Annotated in this window: 19 protein-coding genes; 6 read left to right on the top strand and 13 right to left on the bottom strand. The window is 61.7% G+C overall.

What is annotated here, in order from left to right:
- Positions 1-55: 55 nt before the first annotated feature.
- A complete protein-coding gene (gene trpB / locus H147_RS0111065) occupies positions 56-1,282 on the top strand; it encodes a tryptophan synthase subunit beta (protein WP_019955439.1) in 1,227 nt (408 codons plus the stop codon).
- 75 nt (positions 1,283-1,357) lie between these two features.
- Here trpB and H147_RS0111060 read toward each other — a convergent pair whose 3' ends face one another.
- The 4 genes from H147_RS0111060 to H147_RS0111045 all read right to left on the bottom strand — a co-directional run bounded on the left by H147_RS0111060 (position 1,358) and on the right by H147_RS0111045 (position 4,180).
- Complete coding sequence (locus H147_RS0111060) at positions 1,358-1,735, bottom strand: DUF2237 family protein (protein ID WP_019955438.1); 378 nt, start codon at positions 1,733-1,735, stop codon at positions 1,358-1,360.
- A gap of 4 nt (positions 1,736-1,739) precedes the next feature.
- Positions 1,740-2,789, bottom strand: coding sequence for a DUF2332 domain-containing protein (locus H147_RS0111055; protein WP_019955437.1), 1,050 nt, complete (start codon positions 2,787-2,789; stop codon positions 1,740-1,742).
- On the bottom strand, positions 2,786-3,457 hold the full coding sequence (gene pth, locus H147_RS0111050; protein ID WP_019955436.1) for an aminoacyl-tRNA hydrolase: 672 nt from the start codon (positions 3,455-3,457) through the stop codon (positions 2,786-2,788). The genes H147_RS0111055 and pth overlap by 4 nt, the downstream gene beginning before the upstream one ends.
- Before the next feature lie 96 nt (positions 3,458-3,553).
- Positions 3,554-4,180: a 50S ribosomal protein L25/general stress protein Ctc gene (locus H147_RS0111045; RefSeq protein ID WP_019955435.1), complete on the bottom strand. Its 627-nt coding sequence runs from the start codon at positions 4,178-4,180 to the stop codon at positions 3,554-3,556.
- Positions 4,181-4,380: 200 nt separating this feature from the next.
- On the opposite strand from H147_RS0111045, the gene H147_RS0111040 reads away from it, so the two are divergent.
- The gene (locus H147_RS0111040; protein ID WP_043699790.1) at positions 4,381-5,547 is read left to right on the top strand and encodes an MFS transporter; all 1,167 of its coding nucleotides are present in this window, start codon (positions 4,381-4,383) and stop codon (positions 5,545-5,547) included.
- A 72-nt stretch (positions 5,548-5,619) separates the two neighbouring features.
- Here H147_RS0111040 and H147_RS19645 read toward each other — a convergent pair whose 3' ends face one another.
- The 6 genes from H147_RS19645 to trpA all read right to left on the bottom strand — a co-directional run bounded on the left by H147_RS19645 (position 5,620) and on the right by trpA (position 9,531).
- Positions 5,620-5,895 carry a hypothetical protein gene (locus tag H147_RS19645; protein ID WP_051108204.1) on the bottom strand — a complete coding sequence of 92 codons (276 nt, stop codon included), beginning with the start codon at positions 5,893-5,895 and terminating at the stop codon, positions 5,620-5,622.
- Between the two features lie 245 nt (positions 5,896-6,140).
- A complete protein-coding gene (locus tag H147_RS19640) occupies positions 6,141-6,389 on the bottom strand; it encodes a hypothetical protein (RefSeq protein ID WP_019955432.1) in 249 nt (82 codons plus the stop codon).
- A gap of 229 nt (positions 6,390-6,618) precedes the next feature.
- Complete coding sequence (locus tag H147_RS0111025; protein WP_019955431.1) at positions 6,619-6,843, bottom strand: hypothetical protein; 225 nt, start codon at positions 6,841-6,843, stop codon at positions 6,619-6,621.
- Between the two features lie 232 nt (positions 6,844-7,075).
- Positions 7,076-7,330: a hypothetical protein gene (locus H147_RS19635; RefSeq protein WP_019955430.1), complete on the bottom strand. Its 255-nt coding sequence runs from the start codon at positions 7,328-7,330 to the stop codon at positions 7,076-7,078.
- Positions 7,331-7,518: 188 nt separating this feature from the next.
- Positions 7,519-8,682, bottom strand: a complete 1,164-nt coding sequence (locus H147_RS0111015) for an alpha-hydroxy acid oxidase (protein WP_019955429.1) — start codon at positions 8,680-8,682, stop codon at positions 7,519-7,521.
- Positions 8,683-8,739: 57 nt separating this feature from the next.
- Positions 8,740-9,531 carry a tryptophan synthase subunit alpha gene (gene trpA, locus H147_RS0111010; RefSeq protein ID WP_019955428.1) on the bottom strand — a complete coding sequence of 264 codons (792 nt, stop codon included), beginning with the start codon at positions 9,529-9,531 and terminating at the stop codon, positions 8,740-8,742.
- A gap of 152 nt (positions 9,532-9,683) precedes the next feature.
- Here trpA and H147_RS0111005 point away from each other — a divergent pair, with 152 nt between their 5' ends.
- The 3 genes from H147_RS0111005 (at position 9,684) to H147_RS0110995 (ending at position 13,416) form a co-directional block, all read left to right on the top strand.
- Complete coding sequence (locus tag H147_RS0111005) at positions 9,684-11,273, top strand: sulfatase-like hydrolase/transferase (protein ID WP_162561665.1); 1,590 nt, start codon at positions 9,684-9,686, stop codon at positions 11,271-11,273.
- Between the two features lie 68 nt (positions 11,274-11,341).
- Positions 11,342-12,439, top strand: coding sequence for a redox-regulated ATPase YchF (gene ychF / locus H147_RS0111000; RefSeq protein WP_019955426.1), 1,098 nt, complete (start codon positions 11,342-11,344; stop codon positions 12,437-12,439).
- A complete protein-coding gene (locus H147_RS0110995) occupies positions 12,436-13,416 on the top strand; it encodes a glycosyltransferase family 8 protein (protein ID WP_019955425.1) in 981 nt (326 codons plus the stop codon). Before ychF ends, H147_RS0110995 begins: the two co-directional genes overlap by 4 nt.
- Here H147_RS0110995 and H147_RS0110990 read toward each other — a convergent pair.
- Complete coding sequence (locus H147_RS0110990) at positions 13,413-14,186, bottom strand: glycosyltransferase family 25 protein (RefSeq protein WP_019955424.1); 774 nt, start codon at positions 14,184-14,186, stop codon at positions 13,413-13,415. The genes H147_RS0110995 and H147_RS0110990 overlap by 4 nt on opposite strands.
- The gene (locus H147_RS0110985) at positions 14,179-15,234 is read right to left on the bottom strand and encodes an N-acetylneuraminate synthase family protein (protein ID WP_019955423.1); all 1,056 of its coding nucleotides are present in this window, start codon (positions 15,232-15,234) and stop codon (positions 14,179-14,181) included. Before H147_RS0110985 ends, H147_RS0110990 begins: the two co-directional genes overlap by 8 nt.
- A 103-nt stretch (positions 15,235-15,337) precedes the next feature.
- Here H147_RS0110985 and H147_RS0110980 point away from each other — a divergent pair, with 103 nt between their 5' ends.
- Positions 15,338-16,045 carry a phosphatase domain-containing protein gene (locus H147_RS0110980; RefSeq protein WP_026352433.1) on the top strand — a complete coding sequence of 236 codons (708 nt, stop codon included), beginning with the start codon at positions 15,338-15,340 and terminating at the stop codon, positions 16,043-16,045.
- A gap of 101 nt (positions 16,046-16,146) precedes the next feature.
- On the opposite strand, the gene H147_RS0110975 is transcribed toward H147_RS0110980, so the two are convergent.
- Entirely contained in the window at positions 16,147-16,851 is a 705-nt protein-coding gene (locus H147_RS0110975; RefSeq protein ID WP_019955421.1) for an acylneuraminate cytidylyltransferase family protein, read from the bottom strand.
- Between the last annotated feature and the right edge of the window lie 40 nt (positions 16,852-16,891).

Here is a 16,891-nt window from a genome sequence, read left to right as displayed (position 1 = left end):
TACGATTCCCGCAAGGGGCGTTAGGTCTGTCCCAACCCAAAACAACAGGTGTCCCATGGCCAACGATCTTTTCAACAGCTTCATGACCGGCCCCGACGAAAAAGGCCGTTTCGGCCAGTTCGGCGGGCGTTTCGTGTCCGAGACCCTGATGCCGCTGATCCTGGAACTGGAAGAGCAATACGAACATGCCAAGACCGACCCGACCTTCTGGGCGGAAATGCATGATCTGTGGACCCATTACGTCGGTCGCCCCAGCCCGCTTTATCATGCCGAACGGCTGACGGCGCATCTGGGTGGTGCCAAGATCTACATGAAACGCGACGAGCTGAACCACACCGGCGCGCATAAGATCAACAACGTGTTGGGCCAGATCATCCTAGCCCGCCGCATGGGCAAAAGCCGGATCATCGCCGAAACCGGCGCGGGTCAGCACGGCGTGGCGACGGCGACGGTCTGTGCGAAATTCGGCCTGAAATGTGTGGTCTATATGGGCGCGCATGATGTCGAACGGCAGGCCCCGAACGTGTTCCGCATGAAACTGCTGGGGGCAGAGGTTGTGCCTGTCACCTCGGGCCGTGGCACGCTGAAGGACGCGATGAACGATGCCCTGCGCGACTGGGTGACCAATGTGCGCGACACGTTCTATTGCATCGGCACGGTGGCGGGGCCGCACCCTTATCCCGCGATGGTGCGGGATTTTCAGGCCATCATCGGGCAGGAAACCAGGACCCAGATGCAAGAGGCCGAAGGCCGTCTGCCCGACACGCTGATCGCCGCCATCGGTGGCGGGTCGAATGCGATGGGGCTGTTCTATCCGTTTCTGGACGACAAGGACGTCAATATCATCGGGGTCGAGGCCGGTGGCAAAGGCGTCAACGAAAAGATGGAACATTGCGCGTCATTGACCGGCGGCCGCCCCGGCGTGCTGCATGGCAACCGCACCTATCTGTTGCAGGACGATGTCGGGCAGATCCTTGAAGGGTTCTCGATCTCGGCGGGTCTGGATTATCCGGGCATCGGGCCTGAACATGCGTGGTTGCATGATATCGGCCGCGCGAAATACGTCTCGATCACCGATGTCGAGGCGCTGGAGGCGTTCCAGCTGTGCTGTGCGCTGGAAGGAATCATTCCCGCGCTGGAGCCATCCCACGCGCTGGCGCATGTGATGAAAATCGCGCCCGACCTGCCTGCCGACCATCTGCTGGTGATGAACATGTGCGGACGCGGCGACAAGGATATCTTTACCGTGGCCAAGCATCTTGGGTTCGATATGAAGGCGTAAAGCCGCGTCGGTGGCAGGAAAAACTTTTTGCCTCCGGCGGGGATATTTATGCTCGGAAGATGGGGTTTTCGGCGTCTAGTCGAACGGCAGCGCGTGCTGTCGCAACACGTCGATCTGCACGATGTCGAGCGCGCGCACATGGGTGGCATGCAGGTTGACCTGCGGTGCGCAGCCTTCTTCATGCGCTTGCAGGAAGCGACCCGCACACAGGCACCAGCCGTCGCCCGCCTTCAGCCCCGGAAAGCCGAATTCGGGGCGCGGCGTGGACAAATCGTTGCCGACATATTTCGAAAACGCCAGAAATTCATCCGTCATCACCGCGCAGACCGTGTGGCTGCCGTTGTCCTGTGCGCAGGTGTCGCAGGCGCCGTTGCGGAAAAAGCCGGTCATGGGGGCTGTCGAACAGGTGGCAAGCGTGCTGCCGAGAACGTTGAAGGACGGGTCTTTTTCCATTGGGTCAGTCTTTCTTGCTTGTCTGGACGGGATTCCAGTGAACCCATCGTCCGTGAAAATCTGCGCGCCCCAGCGCAAACGTCAAGTCGCCGGGCCAAAGCCGCAGCGTCAGCGCCGCCCCCGGACGTGCGCCATCCGGTTCCATCCCGAACCATGCAAGCGGCGCGTCGTCGCGCGCTGTGCGGCCTGCCGCGTTGATCATGGCGGTGCCGCGTTCCTGCAAGGCGACGGGGAGATACTGCCAGGCGATGGTCGTATAAAGAACGTGGACCTGACCTGCGTGGTGGTCAAGATGACCCGTCAGCCAGTCGATCGCATCACCTTTGGTGATCGGCGTGCGCGCATTGGCGATGGCGGCTTCGGTCAACGCCAGCCGTTCAGGCTGATCCGGCCAGAGATAGGCCTGCAGGCGCAGCCTATCGGCGGGCGATTGCGGGTCAAGCGGGTTCAGATCGACGCCTGCGCGCGCGCTGACCAGTGGCTGCGTCTGGGGCGGCAGCGGGCCGGTCCAGTCAGGTCGCAGCATCAGGGCAGGGGCGGCAGACCCGAAGCTCTGTCCGCCGACCGCCAGTGCGTAGTCGTCCCAATGCAGGTTCAGCCCCGCGCTGGCCCCGAGTTCGCTGCAGCGAAGCGGCAGGCCGAAACGATCCGTCAGCCAATGGCCAAGTGCGATCACGGGGGCGGACCGCCGCACCTCGTTGGTCTGAGGCGGGCTGTCAAGCCAGTGCAGGATGGCGGCCTCTTCGCTGACCAAAACCTCTGTCACCGCCGCCCAAAGGGTCGCGGCGTCGTAGGCCTGCGGCGGATAGACCTGCGCCAGCGTGGTATTGCCTTGCAGGCGCAGCGCATGCAGCGCGCCAGCGAGCCGCAGCGGCACGGATTGTCCGTTTGGTCCCAGATCGCCGGTCCAGCCATGGATGCGGTCAGTGACAGCACCTGCGGGCCAAGCCTGCGTTGCGCAAAGCCGCATCAACCGTTCCATGAAAGGCGATCCCAGACTATCGCAGGCCGCCGCTTGCGCGGCAAAAGCCGCGCTGATGGCGGTGGCTGTCACCGGAACTTGTCCAGCAGGCGCGACATGGCGCTGCGGGTCTCTGGCTCTGGTTGGGTTTCGGGGGCTTTGGCTGGCTTGGGCACGCTGGTCGAGGATCGCGGCGGGGCGGTCCGCAATGCGATGGCGTTCAGAAAGCGCGCGCCGTCGCCCGCGACCAGATGCGCGACGCCGTCGCTGATGCCGCGCAATTCGTCGTCAAGCCAGTCCAGATCGGCCTTGGCGAAATCATGCAGGACATAGCCGGGCACGGCGTCCTTGTGCCCCGGATGGCCGACGCCAAGGCGCACGCGGTCATAGTCAGGCCCGAGATGCGCGTGGATCGAGCGCAAGCCATTGTGGCCCGCATGGCCGCCGCCGGTTTTCAACCGGACCTTGCCGGGAGCAAGGTCGATTTCGTCATGGAACACGATCAGATCGGCAGGTGTCAGCTTGAGATAGCGCGCAGCCTCGCCCACGGACTGGCCGGACAGGTTCATGAAGGTTTCGGGCTTCAGCAGCGTGACCTTGTCCGATCCGAACCGGCCTTCGGCGATCTGGCCCTGGAATTTGGACCGCCACGGGCCAAAGCCGTGATCGGCGGCAATCCGGTCCATCGCCATAAAGCCGATGTTGTGCCGGTTTTGCGCGTATTTCGCGCCGGGATTGCCAAGGCCGATGAGGAGTTTCATGCCGCTAACCTAATAGGCGGCGCGGCGGCGCACCAGTCCCCGCGCATGAAAAAGGGCACCCCGTGGGGTGCCCTGATCGGGTTGCGCGCGGACCGATTACTCGGCGTCGGCGGCTTCTGTTTCTTCTTCGGCATCATCGTCGCTGGCGAGCAGCGCACGTGGTGCGGAAATGTTGGCGATCACGAAATCACGGTCGATGACGGGCTTGGCGCCTTCGGGCAGGGTGATGTCGCTGATGTGGATGACATCGCCCATCTGGACTTTGGCCAGATCGACGGTCAGGTGGTCAGGGATATCGCCTGCCAGCACGTCCATCTCGACTTCGTTGCGCACGACGGTCAGAACGCCGCCTTTCTTGATGCCGGGGCAGGTATCGCCGTTGATGAATTCAACGGGGATGAACAGATTCACGCGGCTGGTGCGCTTGAGGCGCAGAAAGTCGATGTGGATCGGCAGATCCTTGACCACGTCACGCTGCACGCCGCGGCAGATCACACGCACGTCGTCCTGGCCTTCGACCTTGAGGTTGAAAAGCGTCGACATGAACCGGCCCTTGCGCAGGGTCGTCAGCAGATAGTTGAAAGGGATGCTGATGGATTGCGGGTCAACGCCGCCACCATAAACAATGCCAGGTACGTCGCCATCACGACGAGCTTGGCGGGCGGCCCCCTTGCCTGTCCCCGCACGTACCTTGGCGTTCAGATCAGGAATCTGTCCAGCCATAGTAATAGTCCTTTGATTATGGGGCCCGCCTCCAAGGGTGTCCGAGCCCGATGAAGCCCGCCCTATAAGGGCATTTTGCCGGATTGAAAAGATGTAAAACCCGCAGATGGCGTGGGTCATGACCCATGTGACGGAATTCACCCCCAGCACCTGCAATTTGAAACTTGCTTTGGAAATTTTTGGGCGTCACCCATGGCGTCATGTCTATTCGCAGCGCCTTGATTCTGTCTCGTCGTCCCGCCACAGCCTTTGTCGTGGTGGGTATTTTCTGGGGCTGTTTTGCAGCCTATGTGCCCGTCATCAAGGCACAGCTGGGCGCGTCGGATGCGCTTTTCGGCACCTTGCTGCTTGGCTCGGCGACAGGGCTGGTCTCGGCGATGTGGCTGGCACCCCGGCTTGACCGCTGGCTGGGCGCGCGGTCGATGCAGGCCGCGATCGCGGCGCTCGCCTTTGCCTGGCTGCTGCCGTCGCAGATCACGCATCCGTTGGCTTTCGCCGCGTCCATGGCGCTGGTGGGGCTGGCATCGGGCTTGCTCGATGTGGTGATGAATGCCCGCGTCAGCGAGTTGGAAGCAACGCACCGCCGCCCGCTGATGAATGCGAACCACGCGATGTTTTCTGTCGCCTATGCCTGTGCCGCCCTGATCGTCAGCGCCACGCGCGCCGCGGGGCTGCCGCCTGCGCCGGTATTCGCGGGTTTCGCATTCTTCGCCGTCTGCCTGATCCCTTTCGTGCGGATGGACGTGACCTATGTCGCCGCCGAAGACGGCTACAAGGGCCGCTATCCGCTCTGGCCCATCGTGCTTTGCGGGGGGATCGTGCTGATCGCCTTTATGTCAGAGGCCACGGTCGAGGCGTGGTCGGCGCTCCATGTCGAACGCACACTTGGTGGCGGCGCTGCCGAAGGTGCGCTGGGGCCTGCGATGCTGGGGCTGACGATGGCGGTGGGACGCTTTTCGGGACAGGCCGTCGCCGAACGCCTGCGCGAGGTCAATGTCATCTTTGGCGCGTCGATCCTTTCGGCCAGCGGGGCGGTGATTGCCGCATTCGCGCCGACGCCGCTGGTCGCTTATGTTGGGTTCGGCATCCTTGGTTTGGGCGTGTCGGTGATCGGGCCGATGGGGCTGGCGCTGGTGGGCAAGCTGGTGCCGCCGCATCTGCGCACCGAGGCGATCAGCCGCGCCGCCGTGATCGGATTTTCGGGATTCTTTTTCGCACCGATGCTGATGGGTCTGCTGAGCCAGGCTTTCGGTCTGCGGGTGGCGTTTCTTTTTGTCGCGGTCCTGCTGCTGGCGACCTTGCCGTTGGCGGTGCTGGTGTCGCGGCAAAAGGCGCATGTCGCAGGTGGCATCGCGACGCAAAGCTGAACGTCGCGGCCGGGTACGCCACCGCCAGGTCCGCGCCCGTCAACCGGGCGCAGATGCGTGTTCTGTGCTGCCTTAGCGGAGCTGCACAATGTTGGTGTCACAGGGTCCCTCGCACGGCAGCAGAATACGGCCGTTGTCTTCATCATCGCCCGACAGCGAGGACGCGATCAGCAGCGCGGCCAGCACGCCCACGACCACGAAGGCCGGATTGATGGAAGACCCCGCAGGGGCCGCCTCTTGTGCGACGACGGGCGCTTCCATGATTTCGGGGGACAGACCACCGGCAGAGGCGACAGTGGTAACGGCTGCAAATGCCGCAGCTGTGGCGAGTGTTGTAAAACGGGACATGCTTTTTTCCTGAATGATGAGCAAAGTTGAATTAAGTATGTGCTGATGCACCGCACAGGAATATTCGTTTCGCCGGAAACGCAGTGTCGTCAAATCTTTTTCCAGTCGGTTGCCCTAAAAGACAGGGCTTTGGCGACAGATCGGGCCTAAACGGTCACCTGTGGCGCCGTCGCTTCAAGGGCGTCGATCGGGTTTGAACCCGAAAGCCAAGACCGAATAGCCCGATCCAGGGGGCTGGCCCGCGTTTAGTCTGGTTCCAGACAGGCGGTGGTGTTGCAGACTTCTTCTTCGTCATCCGAAAGCGACGACGCAATCAGCAGCGCGGCCAGAACGCCGACCACGACAAAGGCGGGGTTGATCGACGATCCTGCGGGTGCGAGTTCGACGGCGACGACGGGCGTCTCCATGATTTCGGGGGACAGGCCGCCCGCGGTTGCGGCGGTCGTCAAGGCGGCAAGAGCGGTCGCGGCGGTCAGGGTGGTCAGAATACGCATGTGGTCAAACTCCAGTGGTCCAAATAATGCTGATGCAAGGTGCCCCCATCCGACAGCCGGGCCAGTAACACGCGCGGGTCCGCTTGGGTCAATATAGGGAAATCCATAGTCTGGAACGGGCCGTCATCCGGGATGCGGATGCTGTGGCCACGAGCAAAAAGGCCGCGCCAGAGTGATCTGGCGCGGCGCTTGATGTCGTCCGACGAACAACGATGGGTCAGCCGACGGGTTACCCGACCTCATCCTCATCATCATCTGACAGCGATGCCGCGATCAGCAGTGCCGCGAGCACACCGACCACTACAAAGGCGGGGTTGATCGACGATCCTGCTGGCGCAGGTTCGGCCATGACGACCGGGGCTTCCATTACTTCGGGGGCAAGCCCGCCTGCGGTTGCAACTGTGGTAAAGCCTGCGACGGCTGTCGCGGCTGTCAGGCATGTCATAATACGCATGGGTCGTTCTCCTTGAGATCGTTTGATTGACAAAGTCGGTTTGCTCCCGCCCGTCGCTCGCAGGCTCACTGTTTGCGCATGCGGAAGGCCAGTCAACCCGTTCTGCTTAGAAAAAGACCATAAAAACCAGAAGATTTGCCGATTACGACCTGAAAGTAACGCTTTTTTAGAAGAAAAAGCCGCGCCAGAATGATCTGGCGCGGCCAAATTTGCGTCGCAATCTGAACTATGTTCAGTTTAATCCGACGATTTCTTGTTCGCCGGTCACCAGCATTTGCTCAGGATCATCATCGTCGTCCAGCGAGGATGCGATCAGCAGGGCAGCAAGAACGCCGATCACGATGAAGACTGGGTTGATGGAGGAACCGGCAGGCGCAGGCTCGGCCATGACGACGGGTGCTTCCATCACTTCAGGGGACAGGCCGCCAGCGAAAGCGGTCGTGGACAAAGCGGCAACAGCAACGGCCGTTGCAAAAATGTTGGTCATACGCATTTCAATTTTCCTAACTTCTGGTTTGCGATCTGACGACCGGACCGTTTGCATACGGCATCGGCGATCGCGACCAGCCTTAGGCCGGTTTTGATCCCGGTCAATCAATTCATCGTGGGTTCACCACAAAAAAGCCACAAACGATGCAAATTCCTCACGGTTGTTGGGCAATTCGCTGTTGCGGCTTACATCCACGCGCCTTCAAAGTCCTTTGGCACCAGCAGGATATCGCGGTCCACGTCGCGGATGTCGCGCCGTCCGCACAGCGCCATCGTGGTGTCCAGTTCCTTGTGGATAATATCCAGCGCCTTCGTCACGCCAGCTTCGCCCATGGCACCCAGTCCGTTGATATAAGCGCGCCCGACATAGGTGCCCTTGGCCCCCAGCGCGAGCGCCTTCAGCACGTCCTGACCCGACCGGATGCCGCCGTCGAAATGCACCTCGACCTTGTCGCCCACCGCATCCAGGATCGCAGGCAGCGCGCGGATCGACGACAGCGCCCCGTCCAGCTGCCGCCCGCCGTGGTTGGACACGATGATCGCATCGGCCCCCAGGGCCGCTGCCTTGCGGGCGTCGTCGGCGTCAAGAATGCCTTTCAGGATCACCTTGCCGCCCCACATCTTCATCAGCTGCGCGACACGGTCCCAGTCGAGCGCGTGGTCGAACGCCTCTGCCGTCCAGGACGACAGCGAGGATGGGTCCGACACGCCCTTGGCGTGCCCCACGATATTGCCGAAGAAGCGGCGCTTGGTTTGCAGCATCTCGATGCCCCAGCCCCATTTGGTCGCAAGGTCGGCCATGCTGGCCAGCGTGAATTTCGGTGGCGCGGACATGCCATTCTTGATGTCCTTGTGCCGCTGGCCAAGGATTTGCAGATCCAGCGTGATGATGATGGCCGAACAGCCCGCCGCGCGCGCGCGATCGAACAGGCGCTGCATGAAATCGTCATCTTTCAGGGTATAGACCTGAAACCAGAACGGCTTGGTGGTGTTTTCGGCCACATCCTCGATCGAACAGATCGACATGGTGGACAGGGTGAAGGGCACGCCAAATTTCTCGGCCGCGCGCGCCGCCTTGATCTCGCCATCGGCGGATTGCATGCCGGTCAGGCCCACAGGCGCCAGTGCCACAGGCATGGCCACGTCCTGCCCGATCATCGTGCTTTTTGTGGTGCGGTTGGTCATGTCCACCGCGATTCGCTGGCGCAGACGGATCAGGTCGAAATCGGATGTGTTTTCGCGGAACGTCTGTTCCGTCCATGACCCGCTTTCGGCGTAGTCATAGAACATCTTGGGCGTGCGCCGTTTGTGCAGACGCTTGAGGTCGGCGATCGTGGTGATGATTGGCATGGCGTTTCCCCGAATTGGTAAAATGACATTACCGATCCGAGGCGTTCTTGCAATGGCTCAGGCGCTATGGGTGCCTTGCGCCAGATCGGCGACAAAGGCCAGTACATCGGCCACGCTGTCACCCCGCGCGATCCGGTCCACGATGGCGGACCCGACGACAGCCCCATCGGCAACCTGTGCCACGGCGCGCGCGGCCTCGGGTGTCTTGATGCCGAAACCCACGATCACGGGCAGGTCGGTCTTGGCCTTGATGCGCGCCACTTCCGGTGCAACCTCGGTCGTCTGCACGGCGGCGGTGCCGGTGATGCCGGTCATCGAGACGTAGTAGACAAAACCGGATGTGTTTTCCAAGACCTTGGGCAGGCGTTTGTCATCGGTGGTCGGCGTCGCCAGCCGGATGAAATTGATCCCCGCCTTTTGCGCGGGAATACAAAGCTCGTCGTCTTCCTCGGGCGGCAGATCGACGATGATCAGCCCGTCGATGCCCGCGCCTGCGGCATCCACCAGAAACTGATCGACGCCGCGCGAATAGATCGGGTTGTAATAGCCCATCATCACGATCGGCGTCGTAATGTCCGTCTCGCGCAGGGCGCGCGCGTAATCCAGTGTCTTTTCCAGTGTCTGACCGGACGCGAGCGCACGCTGGCCTGCCAACTGGATCGTATTGCCATCGGCCATCGGGTCTGTGAACGGCATGCCCAGTTCGATGATGTCGACACCGGCGGCGGGCAGACCTTTCACGATCTCCAGCCCCGTGGCGTAATCGGGATCGCCCGCCATCACATAAGCGACAAAGGCCTTGCGGCCCTCTGTGCGCAACTGCGCGAATTTGGCGTCGATTCTGCTCATGTCGATCCTCCTGCTGTCCGGGTTTGGTGTGCGCGATTGAGGCGGGAAACGCAATCCGCATGCACGCTTTCGCGCAACGCGGTTTGCTTGACCGACAAACGCCGCCGAACTTATACCTGCCCGACAGTCGGTATGTGATGGGGTTTGGGTTGATGTCGATGTGGTGGGGGCGTTTTCGCGAGCCGGTCCTGTGTCTGCTGATCGTTGCCAACATGGTGCTGTCCGGCATCGTGATCGCAAGGGCGGATATGCGTGTCGTCGAGATCGGGCGCGCAATCGGCTGGCTGACCCTGTTTTGCGTGATCATTGGCGGTCGACGACTGTGGCTTTGGCCGGATCGCTGGGCGGTGCTTTTGCTGTTGGTCGGTGTTTGCGCAATGCCGCTTGTCGCATTGGCGCGCGCGTTCGGCCGCGTCGATGTGCTTGCCTTGCTGTCCGTGCTGCCATCGGGGACGACCGATATCAGCTTGCTGGGGTTTGGGCATCCGGTGCTGGTGGCCAGCCTTGCGGTCGCGCTTTTCGTGCTGGGCGTGATCTGGCTGCGCGCGCTGTTCGGGCTGCCGCGGGGAGGCGTCGTTCTGGCGGTCACGTTCCTCGTTCTGGGTAACCCGGTCAGCGTGGCGCTGATGCGTGCGGCGGTCCTGCCCGTGCGACCCGACCTGCTCACCGTGCAGATCGTGCCGCCGCCTCCGGTTGCGGCGACCGAAAAGCCCGACATCATCATGATTTATCTGGAAGGGCTGGAACGTGCCTTTGCCGACACGGCCACGTTCGGAGCAGCTTATGCCGACCTGCTGGCGTTGCGTCCGGTGGGCGTCGATTTCACGGCAGTGCGACAGGTGGCGGGCACGGGCTGGTCGATTGCTGGGATTGTCGCCAGCCAATGCGGCTTGCCGCTGCTGCCGAACCGGCATTTCGCCTTCAACGATGCATTGGCTGGCACGGCATTTCTACCGCAGCACAAATGTCTGCCCGATATCCTTGCCACAGAGGGGTATCGCCGCGCCTTTGTCACCGGCGGGACAAATGACTTCGGGCGGCAGGGCGATTTTCTTGCCAGCCATGGCGTTGACGACATCACCGATCTGCCGCGCCTGCGCAATATGTTCACAAGCGACGAGATCACCCGCGCCTATACCGGTTGGGTGGTGGATGACCAAATGGTGTTCGACGCCGCGATCAGCACGTATGACAGGCTGGTTCAGGATCCGGCACCGCTGTTCATGGCGGTCCAGACATTCGGCCCGCATGGCGCGCAGGCCTTAATGTCCCGCAATTGCACGCCTGACGCGATTGCTGTGCTGGGGTCCGACCTTGCCGCCAGCGCAAGCTGCATGCTGGCCAATGCAGGGCGATTTTCGCGCCACGTGGTGCAGGCGCGACGTCAGCGACCGACGGTGATGGTGTTCCTGTCCGACCACCTCAACCACAGCCCCGTCATGCAGGCGATGGCACCGGTCGGCACGCGCGCCAATACCGTCCTGTTTGTGCCTTTGGGCTTTGTCAGCCCACGTGCGGCCCCCGGCACGGCCGTCCACCGCGAGGCGAGCATGATGGACGTCTTTCCAACCCTGCTGGCCTTTGCCGGGCTAGCCGGACCCGATGCGCAGGCCGGCCTTGGCCGGTCTTTGTTCGGGGCTGCGCCGAGCCTGGTCGAAAAGAAGGGGCATGCGCGGCTTGATGCAGAAATTTTTCCCAACCCGGCGCTGAACGCCGCGATCTGGGCCGGGCAAGGCAACTGACCCGACAAATGCTTGCAGGCCCGCACCTAGCCCCCTAGAAGCGCGCAAGGATCAAAGGAGAGACGGGCATGGGTTTCAAGATGGGAATTGTCGGGCTGCCGAATGTCGGTAAATCGACCTTGTTCAACGCGCTGACGAAAACCGCCGCCGCACAGGCCGCGAATTTTCCGTTCTGCACCATCGAACCTAACGTGGGTGATGTCGCCGTGCCCGATGCGCGGCTGGACAAGCTCGCCGCGATTGCCGGATCAAAGCAGATCATCCCCACACGCATGACCTTTGTGGATATCGCGGGCCTGGTGAAAGGGGCCTCCAAGGGCGAGGGTCTTGGCAACCAGTTCCTTGCCAATATCCGCGAATGCGACGCCATCGCCCATGTGCTGCGCTGTTTCGAGGATGACGACATCACCCATGTCGAAGGCCGCGTCGATCCGGTCGAGGATGCCGCCACGATCGAAACCGAACTGATGCTGGCGGATCTCGAAAGCATCGAACGCCGTCTCGCGAATCTGACCCGCAAGGTCAAAGGCGGCGACAAGGATGCCGTGCAACAGGTTCGTCTGCTGGAAGCCGCGCAAAAGGCGCTGGAAGACGGCAAGCCCGCGCGCACCGTGCCCGTCGATGCCGAGGATGCCAAGGCGTGGCGTCTGCTACAACTGCTGACCACCAAACCCGTGCTTTACGTCTGCAACGTGGAAGAAAGCAGCGCCGGGTCCGGCAACAGCCAGTCTGCCCGTGTGGCCGACATGGCCGCGGCCGAGGGCAATTCATCCGTGGTGATCTCTGCGCGGATCGAAGAAGAGATCAGCCAGTTGGATGCGGACGAGGCGCAGATGTTCCTTGACGAAATGGGGCTCGAGGAACCGGGCCTCGACCGTCTGATCCGCGCGGGTTACGCATTGCTGCACCTGCAAACCTACTTCACCGTCGGCCCGAAAGAGGCCCGCGCCTGGACGATCAAGGCCGGCACATCCGCGCCGCAGGCTGCCGGCGTGATCCATGGTGATTTCGAACGCGGCTTCATCCGCGCGGAAACCATCGCCTATGATGATTTCGTGACATTGGGGGGCGAACAGCCTGCCAAAGAAGCCGGCAAGATGCGCGCCGAAGGCAAGACCTATACCGTCAAGGATGGCGACGTGCTGCATTTCCTGTTCAATACATGAGCGAGATCCGCGTCATCGCAGAAAACCGCCCGGCCAAATCCCGGCATGCGGTGGTGTTGTGCTGCGACAAGAAATATCTGCCTTATGCGGCGCTCACGATCCACACCTTGCTGCGCAACACTCCGGTGCGCGATTTCGACGTTTGCATCACCTCGCTGGATGCGCTGGACATGCCGCCCGCGCTGGAAGGGCACGACATCCGCATGTGCCGGATCGACGTGGGCGATGCGTTTGAGGGTATGCCGGTCACTGACAGATTGTCGGTTGCCACCTATATGCGGCTTGCATTGCCAGAAGCTTTTGCGTCCGACTATGACCGGATACTGTATATTGACAGTGACGTCTTCATTGTGGGCACGGCGCTGAGCGATGTGTTCACACTTGATCTGGGCGGGCGGGTGCTTGGTGCCTGCCTGGACACGACGAAATGGAAACACCCGACACGTCAAACCAGAGATCAGGCGGCGGTTGGTATCACGGGAAGCTATTTCAACGCAGGCGTTCTTTTGATCGATTGCGTGGCATTTTGTGCACAAGACATCCGGCTGCGTTGTATTGCCACCGCGCAAAAGCATGCCGGATCGGTGTTCGAACTGGATCAAACGCTGTTGAATATCATGTTGCAAGACGCTTGGGCGATGTTGCATCCGGCGTGGAACTGGCAATGGGTCGTCGTTCGCCCGTTGTTCGAGGCCTATGTCGATACACAGATCGTGCATTTTATCGGCACAGCGAAACCTTGGTCAGCCAAGGGAGCAAAAGTACCTGTGCGCTACCGAGAGATCGCGCGCCGGTTCATGGAGGCCAATTACCCTGAGCTGGCAATGGATATCGCGCGCCCGAAGCCGCGTTTCGAAGGATTGGATCTGGCCGCAACTTTCTTGCGACATATGACAAGAACGCGGCAGTTTGCCGGTGCGTATAACCGCCATGGCGGTGATATCCTCTGCGTGCTTGCGCCACCTGATCTGCGTTAGGGGCGCTTTGCCCGCAGATGCCCTTTCCGCATCAACCACCACGCTCTGCGGAAATAATTCGCGGCCTTGAGCCGGTAATGCGGTAAACGTCGATACCACGGAAACTTGCGTACCAGCCCGAACCCCGTGCCGGTGATCGTGCTGACGCCGCCGTCATCGACGTGGCTGGAAAAGGGCTCCAGCCCGAACTGGCGGTAATCATGGTGGAAAAAGCGGTTCATCTCGTGATCATGCGCGCGCGTCTGCGGCCAGAACGTCGGTGCCAGCTTTGCGGCGATATCGCGCTTGATCAGATATGTGGCATTGCCGGTGAACGGCCCGACATAGGCGTTCAGTGAATATTTCCCCAGCCGCCCCTGAGAGACCGGCCATTTCGCGCGGATACAATTAAACCGGAGCGTGTCCCATTGCGCGGCCCCGGCCAGCGCCAGATCAAGGCTGTCCAGGAAATCATCGTGAAACACCACGTCATCCTCCAGGATCAGACCGACCTTGTAAGGCGATTGCACCAACAACTCCCATACCGCGACATGGCTTGCGTAGCAGCCGATCTGCCCGTGCGCGACCGCTTGCCCCATATTGCGCGCAAAGGCTGTGGCATCGACGCGCGTCATCAGCTCGTCCGCCCGATCCTTGCCATAAATCGCCGGAAACCTGGTGTATTCCAGTCCCATTGCATCCAGCTGTCGCTGCATCCCCGCCAGCCTGTCCGTGTCGCGGTCAAGGTTGATCAGCCAGATGCCGAGATCGGCGCGCGTCAGTTTACCCATCCAGATCGGACCATTTCAATTGGGTGTTGCGCGGCAGGGCGCGGTTTGTCGTCCGGCCCAGCACCTTGTCGAAATCATAGCCTGCGATCTCGCCCGACCCGGGACGGCGCGCCCAGATGTCCGCCTCGGTGATGACATGGCCTGCGGGCAGGTCCCGGTCCGCCACGACGGACGCGCGGGCGAAGCGATAGACATCTTCTTCGGCTGCGGTGCGCTGCTTGGGATTGTGCAACGCGATGTGGATTTCGCGCGCACGGTCGATCAGATAGCGCAGTTCGGCCGGGTCCATCGAATTGATGATATCAGGTCCCTTGCGATACCGCGTGTCGGTGTAATGCCGTTCGAGAATACACGCGCCAAGCGCCACCGAAGCCAGCGCCATATCCGGCCCGATCGAATGGTCCGAGAACCCGACGACCGCATTGGGAAACGCGTTCTTCAGGTCTGTCACACCTTGCAGCGACACGATCTCGGGCGGGGACGGGTAAAGATTGGTGCATTCCAGCAGCGCATAGTCGATGCCCGCGCCGTCCAGAATGGCAACCGATGCGCGGATGCTTTCGATGCTCTGCATCCCCGTCGACATGATCACGGGTTTGCCCATCCGCGCGATATGGCGGATCAGCGGCAGGTTGTCCGCCTCGCCCGATCCGATCTTGAACGCAGGCACGTCCAGGTCCTGCAGAAAATCCGCCGCTGCGCGTGAAAACGGCGTGGAAATCCAGATCATGCCAAGGCTCTCGGTATAGCGCTTCAGCTCTGCCTCTTCATCCAGCGACAGCGCACAGGCCTCCATCACCTCCCAGATCGACACATCGGCATTGGGCGGGAAAATCTGCTTGGCTTCCTCGGTCATCTCGTCGGCGATGATATGGGTCTGGTGCTTGACCATCTCGCAGCCGGCACCGGCGGCAAGGCGCACCATTTCCTTGGCGACGCCCAGATCGCCGCCATGGTTGATGCCGATCTCGGCGATCACAAGGGGCGGGTGCTCGGGTCCGATCTTGCGGCCTGCGATGTCCATTTCTGTCTCCGGTTCAGGTTTCATGGGCTTTCTAGGCTGTTTCATACCAAGGGGCAATTCGTGCGTGGGATTGCATTGCGCGTGCACATGGTCCAAGTCACGGCCACCACAGCGACCAAGGGCCCGCATGTTTCGCAGATTGCAGCAGATGCTTGAAAGGACGGAACAACAGTTTCGCAATTCCTTCGGCCATGACATCACCGACCCGGTGGAGCGGCGGCGGTCTGAATGGCATCTCGACTGGCTCGACCACGGTATCCTGCGGCGGCGCTGGCATAACTTCGATCAGGTGGCACCGGGCGTCTATCGCTCGAACCACCCCAACCACACCCGCTTTGCCGCCTATGCGCAGATGGGGATCAAGACCGTGCTCAACCTGCGCGGCGAGGCGTTGCAACCGCATCACCTGTTCGAGGTCGAAAGCTGCCGCAGTCTCGGGCTGACGCTGGTCAATGTGCAGATGGCCGCGCGGCGCGCGCCTGATCAGCAGGAATTGCTGGCATTGCTCGACGCTTTCGCGACAATGGAGCGCCCGTTTCTGATGCATTGCAAATCGGGTGCCGACCGTACCGGGCTCGCCGCCGCGATCTATCTGCTGCATCATGAAGGCGCAAGCATCGCGCAGGCACGACAGCAACTGTCGTTCCGCTATGTGCATATCCGGCGCACAAGCACCGGCATTCTCGATCATTTCCTTGATGTCTACGCGGCCCGTGCTGCGCAGGCGCCGATCGGGATCGCCGACTGGATCCGGGACGAATACGACCGTGACGCGCTGACCCGCAGCTTTGCCGCCAAACAGGCCGCACTCTGGCCGTGGCAGGGCTGGCGCTAGACCCGCGCCCTCGACTTCTTATTTCCAGAAATACTCAGGGGTGAACCCCGGACCACGTCCGGGGGAGGGGCATCGCCCCTGATGCGGCGCAGCCGCACCCCTTACCGCAGCCCTTGCGCGATCTGGCGGCCCATCAGAAATTCGATGATCTCCCAATCAAACGGGCTGTCGACGTCCAACCCGCGTTCGACCGGCAACACCAGCGGGATGACGCGGCCGTCGAACAGGCCCGACGCCGCGCGCAGGTAGTCGGGGCGCAGGACATAGACAAGGCCCACATGATCATAGACCTGCGGCGCCTGCTGGCGCGCGACCACACCGCCCGGCAGCGGTTTGGACACATGCAGCGCGCCGGTCGCGTCAGTCTCCAAGATATTGAAATAAGGGTTCTTGCGGCTTTCGACGCAGGACATGACCATGTCAGGCTGTTCGCGCGCAAAAAGGTCGAGCCCCGCGTCGATGTCCTGTTGCAGGCGCAGGGGCGAGGTGCAGTCGAGGTCGACAAACACATCTGCTGCGCCGGTCTGCTTTTCGACCTCGGCCAGCGCATGCTGCCACACATGCCATTTTGCGGCCGTATCGGTCGCCAGATGCGCGGGACGCAGTCCGATGTCCAGACAGCCGCGTGAGACGGCATGGGCATGGATCTCGGGCGAATCGGTCGAGACCACGACGCGGTCGATGCGGTCGCAGGCAAATAGCTGGTCGAGCGACCAATCAATCAGGGGCTTGCCGTTCAAAAGGCGAAAATTCTTGCCCGGAACGCCCTTGCTGCCCGCGCGCGCGCCGATATGGCCGATGATCATGCTCTTTTTTCCTTGTGTCCGTCGCGGCACTGACCAGACC

It is taken from the genome of Yoonia vestfoldensis DSM 16212, assembly GCF_000382265.1.
GTDB classification, from domain to species: domain Bacteria; phylum Pseudomonadota; class Alphaproteobacteria; order Rhodobacterales; family Rhodobacteraceae; genus Yoonia; species Yoonia vestfoldensis.
The sequence above is the reverse complement of the archived record's forward strand: the minus strand, read 5'-3'. Positions and strand labels throughout refer to the sequence as shown.

What these genes read in the sequence shown, in the direction of transcription:
- trpB (WP_019955439.1), top strand. Translation starts at nt 56, where the DNA reads ATGGCCAACGATCTTTTCAACAGCTTCATGACCGGCCCCGACGAAAAA.
- H147_RS0111060 (WP_019955438.1), bottom strand. Translation starts at nt 1,735, where the DNA reads ATGGAAAAAGACCCGTCCTTCAACGTTCTCGGCAGCACGCTTGCCACC.
- pth (WP_019955436.1), bottom strand. Translation starts at nt 3,457, where the DNA reads ATGAAACTCCTCATCGGCCTTGGCAATCCCGGCGCGAAATACGCGCAA.
- H147_RS0111045 (WP_019955435.1), bottom strand. Translation starts at nt 4,180, where the DNA reads ATGGCTGGACAGATTCCTGATCTGAACGCCAAGGTACGTGCGGGGACA.
- H147_RS0111040 (WP_043699790.1), top strand. Translation starts at nt 4,381, where the DNA reads ATGTCTATTCGCAGCGCCTTGATTCTGTCTCGTCGTCCCGCCACAGCC.
- H147_RS19645 (WP_051108204.1), bottom strand. Translation starts at nt 5,895, where the DNA reads ATGTCCCGTTTTACAACACTCGCCACAGCTGCGGCATTTGCAGCCGTT.
- H147_RS19640 (WP_019955432.1), bottom strand. Translation starts at nt 6,389, where the DNA reads ATGCGTATTCTGACCACCCTGACCGCCGCGACCGCTCTTGCCGCCTTG.
- H147_RS0111025 (WP_019955431.1), bottom strand. Translation starts at nt 6,843, where the DNA reads ATGCGTATTATGACATGCCTGACAGCCGCGACAGCCGTCGCAGGCTTT.
- H147_RS19635 (WP_019955430.1), bottom strand. Translation starts at nt 7,330, where the DNA reads ATGACCAACATTTTTGCAACGGCCGTTGCTGTTGCCGCTTTGTCCACG.
- H147_RS0111015 (WP_019955429.1), bottom strand. Translation starts at nt 8,682, where the DNA reads ATGCCAATCATCACCACGATCGCCGACCTCAAGCGTCTGCACAAACGG.
- trpA (WP_019955428.1), bottom strand. Translation starts at nt 9,531, where the DNA reads ATGAGCAGAATCGACGCCAAATTCGCGCAGTTGCGCACAGAGGGCCGC.
- H147_RS0111005 (WP_162561665.1), top strand. Translation starts at nt 9,684, where the DNA reads ATGTCGATGTGGTGGGGGCGTTTTCGCGAGCCGGTCCTGTGTCTGCTG.
- ychF (WP_019955426.1), top strand. Translation starts at nt 11,342, where the DNA reads ATGGGTTTCAAGATGGGAATTGTCGGGCTGCCGAATGTCGGTAAATCG.
- H147_RS0110995 (WP_019955425.1), top strand. Translation starts at nt 12,436, where the DNA reads ATGAGCGAGATCCGCGTCATCGCAGAAAACCGCCCGGCCAAATCCCGG.
- H147_RS0110990 (WP_019955424.1), bottom strand. Translation starts at nt 14,186, where the DNA reads ATGGGTAAACTGACGCGCGCCGATCTCGGCATCTGGCTGATCAACCTT.
- H147_RS0110985 (WP_019955423.1), bottom strand. Translation starts at nt 15,234, where the DNA reads ATGAAACCTGAACCGGAGACAGAAATGGACATCGCAGGCCGCAAGATC.
- H147_RS0110980 (WP_026352433.1), top strand. Translation starts at nt 15,338, where the DNA reads ATGTTTCGCAGATTGCAGCAGATGCTTGAAAGGACGGAACAACAGTTT.
- H147_RS0110975 (WP_019955421.1), bottom strand. Translation starts at nt 16,851, where the DNA reads ATGATCATCGGCCATATCGGCGCGCGCGCGGGCAGCAAGGGCGTTCCG.